The sequence below is a fragment of the Nostoc sp. genome, from assembly GCF_036917235.1.
Taxonomy (GTDB): domain Bacteria; phylum Cyanobacteriota; class Cyanobacteriia; order Cyanobacteriales; family Nostocaceae; genus Nostoc.
The window spans coordinates 1-11,466 of sequence record NZ_JBALDU010000020.1 but is presented as its reverse complement, the minus strand read 5'-3'; the positions used below and the strand labels follow the sequence as shown (position 1 = coordinate 11,466).

At 40.6% G+C, this 11,466-nt stretch carries 9 protein-coding genes and 1 pseudogene; 3 read left to right on the top strand and 7 right to left on the bottom strand.

The window, feature by feature from the left end:
- Positions 1-69 precede the first annotated feature (69 nt).
- From V7K44_RS06220 to V7K44_RS06210, 3 genes and pseudogenes are all read right to left on the bottom strand, one after another.
- A pseudogene (locus V7K44_RS06220) lies at positions 70-2,391 on the bottom strand (toll/interleukin-1 receptor domain-containing protein); the annotation flags it as partial.
- A 12-nt stretch (positions 2,392-2,403) separates the two neighbouring features.
- Positions 2,404-3,141: a S1 family peptidase gene (locus V7K44_RS06215; RefSeq protein ID WP_334929650.1), complete on the bottom strand. Its 738-nt coding sequence runs from the start codon at positions 3,139-3,141 to the stop codon at positions 2,404-2,406.
- Positions 3,142-3,150: 9 nt separating this feature from the next.
- Entirely contained in the window at positions 3,151-3,498 is a 348-nt protein-coding gene (locus V7K44_RS06210; protein ID WP_334929648.1) for a CU044_2847 family protein, read from the bottom strand.
- 181 nt (positions 3,499-3,679) lie between these two features.
- Here V7K44_RS06210 and V7K44_RS06205 point away from each other — a divergent pair, with 181 nt between their 5' ends.
- Positions 3,680-4,819, top strand: coding sequence for a hybrid sensor histidine kinase/response regulator (locus tag V7K44_RS06205; RefSeq protein WP_334929646.1), 1,140 nt, complete (start codon positions 3,680-3,682; stop codon positions 4,817-4,819).
- A 184-nt stretch (positions 4,820-5,003) separates the two neighbouring features.
- Positions 5,004-6,386 (top strand): aldehyde dehydrogenase, encoded by a 1,383-nt coding sequence (locus V7K44_RS06200; RefSeq protein WP_334929644.1) that lies wholly within the window; start codon positions 5,004-5,006, stop codon positions 6,384-6,386.
- 73 nt (positions 6,387-6,459) lie between these two features.
- On the opposite strand, the gene V7K44_RS06195 is transcribed toward V7K44_RS06200, so the two are convergent.
- The 3 genes from V7K44_RS06195 to V7K44_RS06185 all read right to left on the bottom strand — a co-directional run bounded on the left by V7K44_RS06195 (position 6,460) and on the right by V7K44_RS06185 (position 8,346).
- Entirely contained in the window at positions 6,460-7,065 is a 606-nt protein-coding gene (locus V7K44_RS06195; protein ID WP_334929642.1) for a sulfite oxidase-like oxidoreductase, read from the bottom strand.
- Between the two features lie 294 nt (positions 7,066-7,359).
- A complete protein-coding gene (gene rpmF, locus V7K44_RS06190) occupies positions 7,360-7,533 on the bottom strand; it encodes a 50S ribosomal protein L32 (RefSeq protein ID WP_012407602.1) in 174 nt (57 codons plus the stop codon).
- Between the two features lie 321 nt (positions 7,534-7,854).
- Entirely contained in the window at positions 7,855-8,346 is a 492-nt protein-coding gene (locus V7K44_RS06185) for a hypothetical protein (RefSeq protein WP_334929640.1), read from the bottom strand.
- A gap of 202 nt (positions 8,347-8,548) precedes the next feature.
- Between V7K44_RS06185 and V7K44_RS06180 the strand changes: the two genes are divergently transcribed.
- Positions 8,549-10,402: a caspase family protein gene (locus tag V7K44_RS06180; protein WP_334929638.1), complete on the top strand. Its 1,854-nt coding sequence runs from the start codon at positions 8,549-8,551 to the stop codon at positions 10,400-10,402.
- Positions 10,403-10,512: 110 nt separating this feature from the next.
- Here V7K44_RS06180 and V7K44_RS06175 read toward each other — a convergent pair whose 3' ends face one another.
- Positions 10,513-10,890, bottom strand: coding sequence for a Mo-dependent nitrogenase C-terminal domain-containing protein (locus V7K44_RS06175; RefSeq protein WP_334929636.1), 378 nt, complete (start codon positions 10,888-10,890; stop codon positions 10,513-10,515).
- Positions 10,891-11,466 lie beyond the last annotated feature (576 nt).

Here is an 11,466-nt window from a genome sequence, read left to right as displayed (position 1 = left end):
TCAGTTGCACTCAATTTAATAAATCCTCAACATTTAAGAAACTGGTTTGCTAGTTGCTGCTACTGTACCTCATAACAGCCGTAAATGCTGTATCCAATTAATGATAAATATAATTAGCCATAAAAGTATTAATAATAAAAATGTTGTTTTGATTAGCCAACCTATAATAATCATTCCTTTACTTGGAGAATATCGCAGGTTATAAACCCATTGGTTACTCCAACTAGATCGATTGTTATAGTTTTCTCTTACTTGATTTATCGAATTGTAAAACATTTCTACTTTTGATTTTAATTTTTCCTTTAATAAATTTAAACAATCACGAAATATAAATGCACAAATAAAGAATACTAAACTACCAAAAATCGAACATATAATCTGCACCTCTGGTATCCCAAATATACTCAGATGCAAAAAAGGAAAAAATTCTGGTAAATAAGAAGCTCCAGTGACTTCAGGGGGGTATGACAAAACCCAATTATCATCTAAACCAACTGATAAATAGTTTCCCAAAATGCGGCGGATTAAAAACATGACTAATCCTACAGGGATACAAATCCTAGCAGTTAATGCGGTTATTATGTCCCAATTTAAAGATTTTTTGAAGTAAATGGGTACTTCAAATTCGCCAGTATTTGTTTTTATACTTATTTCAGTATTATAGTGGCCAGCCTCTAGATTAGTGGTATCTATACTTAACGAAAATTCTAATAATTTTCCCTGCGAACTATGCTGTATTATTTCTATTTCATTCATCTTAGTTGAAGCAATTCCCTTAAGTCTTCCGCCAGAAGACTCGCAAGTAATTATTAATGTTCTTGGAAAGGAATACCTACCATGTGAAAGAACTCCCAACTCTAATTTTTCTGGTTTGCTGATATTTAGTTTTTTAATTTTGTAACTTATAGGAATTCGACAGGTATACTCCATCTCTTTCAAGTCAATGAAAATACTACCTTGATAATCATCCGGTTCAACTTCAAGAGCATCAAAATTAATATCAAATGTTGTGTCAGTGGAGGAATCAAATTGTTCGGGTACACTCAGGCCTGGAAGATTAGGCTTAATTACATCTCCCCATGCAAACCCACGTCCATTGTTACTAACTTTCAAGGAAACCCTTTTTTGGCATCCGATGGGGATTTCACCAAACTCTAGCTTAGGTGGTTCAAACAATATTTTTGGATATGGAACACGCTTTAGATGTTCACATAGTCCCCGCACAAACATCTCCACACCTCTACGTCTTTCCTGCTTGTATGAACTAGCAATCTTTCGTGACAGGTATGCTAAATCTGTCTCGCTACGGTGGAACAGCCAATCTTCGAGATAATTACTGTTGAACAAGTAATTTTCTGCTATGTCTGGATACTTATCACATAAAGAAATTAAATCTACAACTGAAGATGCCTTTTCATGTTTAAATTTTAAGTTGGTTGGTTCTGCAACTTTCTCCAGTTCTCGGTTATAAAGCTCCAGACTCGCATTTAAAAATTTACTATCTTCACTACTTAATCTGTAGTTGTTTTCTGCCGCCCATTTTTGTATATCTTTTAGGTCGTTTCCTTGCAAAAGCTGTGACTCATCCTCACAGTTAGAGGCTAACCAAGCTGTTATTGCTTCGTGGTAGAAAGGTGGCCGTAGAATTGCTAATTCTTTGTTAACCCATCTTTGATCAAAAACTGCCTTATAAATATGGTTGTAGACCTCTAAGTGCCCCTGTCGCTTGACTACCAACCCTGTCAAAGGCAATTCCTTCTGTTCCAGACTGTCATCAGATGGTATTCTTTCTTGTTGCAAGATTTCCTTATAAAGTCCTAGCAACCTACCTGTACGCTGTTTATTCCTCAGAAGAAGATCGCGTATTGTTCGCAAATGCTCTGGCTCATCCTGAGATTCCCAACTTGTAATGATATGCGATCGCACTAATTCCTCAACACCTGATGTCTCTATCTTATTTGGGATGAGTTTACAAAGTAAATCTACTTGTCCTTCTGGCAATTCTGGTTCTGCAACTGGTAGAGGCGGACTTTTCTGAGTTTCCCAAGCAGGTGCTACAGCTGGTAATTCCTCTGTAGCGGCAAGATTTGCGCTGCTTCCAGCATCTTCGGTCAACAATGACAAAATTTCTTGCAAAATCCTCGGAGTATCGGCAGGCGATTTCCACTCTCGCTGCTGAATCTGACTTAAATAACCCCGCAAATCATAATTGAGTGGTGAACTTAAAGGAAAATTGACACGAATGGGCAAAATTACTGGTTTATGCTCAGGACGCAAATCCTGTAACTGCTTTGCTCTTCTTACTTCTTCTGTTACCATCTCACTGGTTGCTGATTGCGAAGATAACAGCAGCAGAAAATAATCACACCGTTCTAATTCTCTATCGATCCGTTGGGGCCAGTTTTACCCCAAGCGAATACTCTCACCTGCCATAAATGCTTCATGTCCAGCAGCTTTGATTGCTTCATAAAAATGTTGGGCAAGGCTCAAGTCTGGATCTTGACTGCGATAGCTAATAAAAACTCTGGCGCTTTCGCTATTTGGTGGCAACGGTGGTACATTCTGATTAATATCCAGAAATATTGACAAATTTGAACATTTTTGTCGCACCGTAACCAGAGGCAGAGCCAATGCGCCTTCTGTATTGTCATAAGCGGCAATTATGCCAATAACTCGTTGAGTTTGGGCATCAAATACAGGCGAACCGCTATAACCCCCTTGCACTTGTTGCGAATTCGCCTTGACTCGCAACCGCAACATTGGTAAGTTGCTAAATTCAGACTGGGGATTCATATCGGTGATCGTGCCATCAATCGAAGCACCTTGGGGAAAATCCGTTCGCCCATAGCCAATAGACAGAAATCGATCCATCGGCTGAAAATTAAAAGCTAAGGGAACTGAAGCACTTTGATAACCAGGTAATCGCAATATGGCAAAATCATCGCGGGTGCTATTTCCCAAATAAACCAACTCAACCCTTTGCCCATTGACTCGCACTTCTTCCCAACCCCCTGCTGACTCAACCACATGGGCGCAGGTGAGTAAATGTCCTTGGGTTGAGATAAAAAAGCCCGTACCTTGGATATTACCTTCTGGAGTAGCGATCGCAACGGTACAAGCTCTAACTAAATCCCAACTCATGACAATTTATTACTTGTTTTCTTCTTGTGTCAGTTTCCAAGTTATTTTCACCTTCAGTGATGCCTGTCCACTAGATTCGACTACATAAACTGAGCCTTTGGCGGTAAAATTCAACCCAAACTCAACTTCTTCGCTCACAGGTTGCGATTCTTGCTGTAAGGTACGAAATGCTTTTGTAATTGGGCGACACCCGCGAACAATCAAATCCTTAACGGCATCGAAGCTAGCCTCTACTTTTTCTATAGGTAAATCACCTGTAGGTGGTGATACACGACCTACTGAGCCATCTGGTAACTCAACTGCTACCAAAATCTTGCCGCCATCCTCTGTATCCAGTTCTAGAAGTTTACGAGCCATAATTCAATTAGCTTGTGACTATCTGTTAAAAAGATAAGTAAAGTAGTTTTTAAAACACATTTATATAAATTTATTAGAAAATTTTTTTTGGAGGAAGTTTACTTAAGAGAACTATCTAAAAAACTATACCAGTAAACCAGTTTCCCGAAAAATTTACTTTTACCCCATACCTTGCATCTATATGACTTCACAATCTTTTCGCTCTGACAAAATTCTGGTTGTTGATGACTCTCCTGATAACGTGTTTTTGATTAAAACTATTTTGGAGGAAGAAGGTTACACGATTAGCACCGCAGAAAATGGGATTTCGGCTTTGGCAGAATTGAAAGCTTCTCCTTGTGATTTAGTTCTGCTGGATTTGATGATGCCAGGTATGGATGGGTACGAAGTCACTAAACATATTCGTGGAGATATGAAATTGCCGCAATACATCCCCATATTGCTAATAACTGCCCACGATGCGCCCAATGTCGCCCACGGTTTAGATTTGGGTGCTGATGATTTTATCCGCAAACCTGTAACAGTAGATGAATTGCTGGCAAGAGTGCGATCGCTTCTGCGTTTGAAGCATAGTATGGATGAACGTGATGAAATTGCCCGTCAGCGAGAAGATTTTGTCTCCCGCCTCACCCACGACTTACGCACTCCCTTGGTAGCTGCCGATCGAATGTTGATGCTATTTCAGCAAGGTGCATTGGGAACATTATCAACGCAAATGCAGGAAGTAATCGCCATCATGGCCCGTAGCAATATCAACCTGCTTTCTATGGTCAATACCTTATTGGAAGTTTATCGTTTTGAAGCAGGTCGCAAAAGTTTAGCGTTTCAACCAGTTAATCTGGGTCAATTGCTAGAAGAGGTAACTGGAGAATTATCACCCTTAGCTCAAGACAAAGCACTGTTGCTAAGTGTGGATTTTACCGAAGAATCAAACACAGTCATGGGCGATCGCTTAGAATTGCATCGTTTATTTACCAACCTCATAGGCAATGCGATCAAATTTACCAATTCTGGGTCTATTACTATTCGTTTTACTTTTCAACGCCAGTTCGATAAAAGCAATGAATCTCAGTTCTTTGAAAAATCCAATTCCGTTGACTACATTAGAATTGAAATAGCGGATACTGGCCCAGGTATTCCCCCTGAAGAACAAGCCACCATCTTTGAACGATTTCGCCAAGGCAGCCATAAGACTTCTGGTAGCGGCTTAGGACTGTACCTTGCTCGTCGAATTGTCGAGGCACATCAAGGCATTATTCTGCTTAATTCCGAGTTGGACAAAGGTAGTGTATTTATTGTGTTTCTACCCACCAAAGCATGAGAAAACTAGTAATTATAAATTATGAATTTTAGAGTTTTTATCCTGGTAATTCATAATTTATAACCTTACTACTATCTACCGAAAACTTAAAATAAAAATTTAAATTATGAAATCAAATGCTAAAAAGTGACGAATACAATATGCTGAAATAATAGTATTAAATAGTTTTTAATAGGACAAAACAATGATTACCACTGAATTATCTAACATTGGGAATATTATCGAGACTCAGCGAGATTTTTTTCAAACGGGTAAAACTAAAGATGTAAATTTTCGCATTGAACAACTAACAACTCTTAAGCAAGCAATCATTGAGCATGAACAGTCAATAGTCGAGGCATTAAAAGCGGATTTACATAAACCGGAATTGGAAACTTACCTTACAGAAATCAGCGTAATTAAGGATATTGATTACGCCATAAAAAATATTCAAAACTGGAGTAAGCCCAAGAAAGCAGCGGTTTCCTGGGATTTTTTTTCATACTCAGCGAAAATTTATCCAGAACCATTAGGGGTTGTCTTAATTATTGGGCCTTGGAACTATCCATTTCAGTTAATTATCTCACCTTTAATAGGTGCGATCGCAGCCGGAAATTGTGCAATTATCAAACCTTCAGAAATTGCTTCCCATACGTCTGATATCATAGCTAAGATTATTGCCAAACATTTTGACCCTGCTTATCTTGCAGTAGTAGAAGGAGGCGTGGAAGCAAGTCAAAAACTACTTGCAGAAAAGTTTGACCATATCTTTTTTACTGGTGGTACAGCCGTCGGCAAAATCATCATGGCAGCAGCAGCAAAATATCTCACACCAGTGACTTTAGAATTGGGTGGCAAAAGTCCTTGTATTGTAGATACTGACATTAATCTTGAACATACAGTCAGACGAATTACTTGGGGAAAATTCATTAATGCTGGACAGACTTGTATCGCCCCTGACTATCTTTTAGTTAATAAAACAATCAAGAAAGATTTAATAAATGGTCTGGAAAAATCCTTAAAAGAATTTTATGGCGAGAATCCAGCAAGCAGTCCTGATTATGCCCGGATTATCAGTCAAAAACACTTTGAGAGATTGGTTAGTTTTCTCAAAGACGGTGAAGTTGTCATCGGTGGAGAAAATCACCCTTCAGAGCGTTATATTGCTCCAACACTTATTGATAATGTCTCACTAGAAGATTCTGTGATGCAGGAAGAAATCTTTGGGCCCATTTTACCCATCATTGAATATAGTGACATTGCAGAAGCGATCGCTTTGATTAACTCTAGACCCAAACCCTTGGCGTTATACTTATTTTCTCAAGACAAAAACCTGCAAAAGCGAGTTTTACAGGAAACTTCCTCTGGTGGAGTTTGTATTAATGACACAGTGATGCAGGTTGGTGTCTCGTCTTTACCATTTGGTGGAGTGGGAGATAGCGGTATCGGCAACTATCACGGCAAAGCTAGCTTTGACACCTTTTCCCATAAGAAAAGTGTATTGCAAAACTCCTTCTGGCTCGATTTAAAATGGCGATATGCTCCATATCAGGGCAAATTGCCGCTAATCAAGAAACTTCTAAAATAAAAAGGTACAGGTGATAGGGTACAGTTTTTCTGGACTGTAACCTATAACCTGTAACCTATTCCCTTCTAAACTATTAAATCCCAAAAGCGTTGCTGTAACGCTCCTCAGCCCAGGGTTCACCACGACGATGGTAGCCATTGCGCTCCCAAAAACCAAGTTCTTCAGCAGCTAAAAATTCTAAACCATTAATCCACTTAGCACTTTTCCAAGCGTAGAGATGGGGCACAACTAGCCGCATCGGCCCACCGTGTTCAGATGGAAGGTCTTCACCAAAGACTTTAAAAGCAAAGAAGTTTTCTTCGCGCAGAAAATCTTCTACAGAAATATTTGTAGTGTAGCCGCCATAGCAGTGTTCCATAATATGGGCTACTTTCGGGTCTAATTCAATCAGACCAATGAAATCTGTAACTTTAATGCCAGTCCATTTGACATCAAGTTTAGACCAGCGCGTTACACAGTGGAAGTCAGCTGTGAATTCGTGTTGAGGTAGCGCCATAAAGTCTGACCAACTAAAGGTAGCAGATTTTGCTAAACCCCAAACTCGAAACTCCCATTCCTCAATGCTGACTTGGGGAGTTTCACCGTAAGTTAATACGGGAAAACCTTTAGCTAAGTGTTGACCAGGAGGGACGCGTTCGCCTTCTTCTTTGCCTGGTTTCTGAAAAAATTTTCCTAGCATAGTTAGAGAAAATAAGTTTTCTCAAGATGTTTTCAAGCTTTTTTGCTGAGTTGCCAACAGTATCAGATGTTTTACTCTTTATATAAACTCTTGAATGATAGGTAATGGGTAATGGATATTTCCAATTACTCACTACCAATTTTTTTCGATCTAATGAGCTTATGTAGAGTGCCTATGATTCATAATGCAATCAGGAAAGCTAAGAAAAAGCATTTATCTAGCGATGAGAACTTTGATTGTTGAGTTTGGCAATCAAATCTATCGGTGCTGTTCGTGCTTTTCCTGACTGAGAAATTATGATTCTTCTTCCTCTTCTTCAGCAGTTGGATAAACAAATGTAGAACGTCCAGTCAAAATTGACTTGCCCAGAGATAGGGCTTTCTGAGCTTCAACGACGGCTTTATGCCTCCAGGTAGCTCGACGTTTATCTCGTTTTGATTTGGAAGTTTTCTTCTTAGGAACAGCCATGTCAGCAGATATCGCGATTCTTGACAACCTTCTTATTCTAGGCCATCCACTGACGCCACAGACAACAGTTGAGTCAGGAATAAGTAAGTTGGGTTAAGACTGACGCCAGGACGCGGGAACAGCAAGAATGACTTTCTTTTAAAGACTGACAAGAAATAATTATCCATCTTGTGGGGTGGGCATCCTGCCCGCCCTGAATATGGGACGGGTGAGGACACCCATCCCACAAGAAAATTTGGGATATTTTTTATTTGGAACTCCCTAAATTCCCGCAAGGTTCCGAGCCAAGAAAGCTTTGGCTCGGACTTCTAGCTCAACCCGTTATTTTGGCGTTGACACAGCGCTAGCTGCTGGAACTTGATTAGAGTTATTTTCAAAGAAAAGTAAAGATCGCGCAGTTTTGAAGTAAGTGGCCCAATTTTGAGCATCAGGACGCGATCGCCATTGAGGACGACTGACATCTAATGTCAGGACTGGTGCGATCGCTCCATAATTTTGTACGGACACAATGATGGAAACATCTGTCACCAAGATATCTTGGTCGAAACTCCTTTGAGCAGCTGCCCTAGCGACCGCTTCCGCTCTCCTGAGAACGGTTTCATAGTTTTCTTCTGGCAGGCGGTCAATAGCTAGATCGACTCTAGCGGTGTAAGCTCGCACAACCTGCGGTGCGATCGCTTCCATCAAAAACCACGCAGGAACAGTAGATATAAGCAAAACTACTAAAGGAATTATCCGGATTCTTCTGGCAATTTGGCTAATAAGTGAAAAGGGAGCGAGCGATGATGGTAGGTGAGCAGAAATTTTGCTCATGACCTTCTATCTCCTTAGTAATGATCTGTTATTGAAATTAGGTAAAAGTATTTTCCGGCTAATTGACGTAATAAAAATTACATTCTAACTTAAGATTCAATCAGAATCACCTAGACTATAAGACATAGGTTAGCTTTGTTTTTTTGGCAAAGCCAACTGCAATTTTAAGACCAGCAAACAACAATAACTGACAAAGAGCGGGATGGCAAATTACTGGGCGATCGCGATTGGTATCAATCAATATCAGTTATTTCAACCTTTAAGTTGTGCCCAAGCAGATGCTGAGGCACTAGAAGATTTTTTGGTGACAGAGGCAGGTTTTCTCCCCAAGCACTGTCTAGTTATGACAGACACTTCGCCGCCGATTGGGGATAAATCAACTTACCCGACGAAGGAGAATATTTTGCTGCTACTTGAAGATTTGGCAGCAACAAGTTGGCAACCGGAAGACTATCTGTGGTTATTCTTTAGCGGTTATGGAGTCAACTACAAGGGCAAAGATTACTTAATGCCAGTAGAGGGCAACCCCGAACTCGTGCAAGAGACTGGCATAGAATTGCGATCGCTAATGCAAAGTCTGCAACTTGCGGATCTGAATGTATTGCTATTACTTGATATCAACCGCGCTTTTGGCACTCAAGCGGATGCTCCCGTTGGTGAAGAAACAATAGAATTAGCCCAAGAACTACAACTGGCGACAATTCTTTCTTGCCAACCAGAGCAATTTTCCCATGAGAGTAGCGAACTAGGTCACGGATTCTTTACAGCAGCTTTGTTAGAAGCTTTACGTTCTGGTAATGGGAGCAACTTGGCAGATTTAGAAAGCTACCTGAGCCTGATTGTACCAAAGTTATGTCACCACCACTGGCGTCCTATCCAAAACCCTGCGACTATCATCCCATCAAGGCAGCAAATAATCTTGCCAAAATTGGCAATGGAAAATGATTTTAAACCAGAAGCGGTGATTTATCCTGAAGAATCTTTTGCTATTGCCCTTGCAGCTCCTCCCCTCGATGATTCCGCTAGAACTTCAGTAGAGCGGGGCAGACGGGGAGAAGCTAGTGTGAACTCCTCCCAACAGGTGAAAGGTCAAAAAGTCCAGGAGTCAGGTAGCAAATTAGTTGCCCAGCCAATGGCGGAAACTTCCTTGGGAGTGAATACCAGAGGAAGATTTATCCCCAATTCCTCAAAAGGTTACGTCTCGCGATTGCCAGCGAATCAGCCAAGCATCCCTTTTTGGAAACAGTTTATCTTGTGGGGCGGAGGCAGCTTGCTGGTAGCAGGTTTAATCGCCGTAGTTTTTCTGCGTAATCAAGAAACTTTTAGAATTAAGCAAATATCAAGTGCATCACCCAATGCTAGTGTTAGCGATCGCCAGATTGTCGAGAATTTACCAAGCCGTACTCCACCAGTTAGACTCAACAACCAATCTAGCGCCCAAATAGCCTCTAGTTCCCAGTCAAAAAAGCGAAATCAAGCAGTATTAGACCTGGCGAAAATGTCGCTCAGACAAACTCAGGCGAGCGATTTGAGCATGGCGATCGCTACAGCCCGAAAAATTCAATTGGGTGAACCACTGTACGAACAAGCTCAAGAGAATATTCAGATTTGGAGCCAGATGATTTTAGATTTAGCAGAAGGTCGTGCTAAACAAAGACAATATGCTAGCGCTATTGCTGCTGCTCGACTAATCACCAAAGACGAAGCCCCCTACGCCAAAGCACAAGCAGCAATTAACCTGTGGCGCTTAGAGGGTAAGCAGTATGTGAGTAACAAAACTCTTTTAGATGCAGCTAATGCCTTAATTAAGTCTGAACAGGCATCTACCTACAATCGAGCGATCGAAGTTGCCAAGAAAGTACCAGCCGATCAACCAGGCTTCGATGCAGCCCAAAAATCGATCAATAAATGGAGTGAGAAAATTTTAGACCTGGCCAAGCGTCGTGCCGCCGAAGGAGAACGTAACGCCGCAATTACGACTGCTGCCTTAGTCCCAGAGGAGACAGGCGCTTACGAAGATGCTCAGGATGCCATCCAAAAATGGCAAAAGAAATAGTAAAAAAATAATAAAAAATGGTTAGGAGTTAGGAATTAGGAGTTATATTATTGATCCCAGACCTGTTACTCCTGACTCCTAACTTTTTCCTCAGCGTTCATATCTCAGTATTAGCAGTACTGCGATACATCTTCGCCGCACTCGTCGGCTAGATAGCACAACGCTCGGAAACGTAAACCAACCACTTCTTCATATAAGGGGTTTAGCTTGCACATGGGTGGAATGTGAAACAAGGTCTTCCCAAATAATTTGACATCGCGCTCAAAGGGGCACTGAGATGGAATCAGTTTGCACAAGCGGTGAGCTAGTTGGCGATCGCGGACTTGAATGTTTTCTACTCGTTGCCGTAAGGGTTGGAGAATATCCCAGTAAGGCTTGGAAACAGAATGGTTTAGCTGGGTTGCTTGATGGTCAGTAGTTTCTGCTTGATTGATTGATACCCAGCTAGCCAGGAAAATCTTTTTGGTGGTATTGTCGAATACCTTCATGGTTAACCCTCTGTGTTATTGAGGCTATTCACCTTTTTGATGAATATATACAACGTGGCAACGAACTTTCCCGGAAAAATCGCGTTCTGACTGCGATATAATGTAATACCTGATTAGCCACTTAAGTCAGAACCTAATTTATTACTACGTCAAGTTAATCGCAAATTTCTGGGGATCGGTAGTGTAATATTACGATCTTGTTCATAACTTGATATAGTTTAGATTTTAATAAAGACATCCATCATTGGATAGGTTTTAGTGTAACATTTACAGAACTTAATATAAGGTCTTTCTGAAAGAATTTTTGCTAAGTATAAACATCAATAATATCCTAGAAGGCATTTTTCCTTTCCGTGTTCCCACTTTCTCACGTAAGTGTGTTCTGTTCATATTGGCTAAATGCAGTAGAAGCACTGATTTTTGATCGAGTAGAATCGATTGCATTTCACAAAACTTAGGTTTGCAGTGGCAATTTGAGAGTGATACAGCACTTGCGTCTATTATGAGGTACACTAGATTAAAATATAAATCCTTTTAAATGAAGTCCTACTCTGTCGATCTTCGAGAAAAAATAGT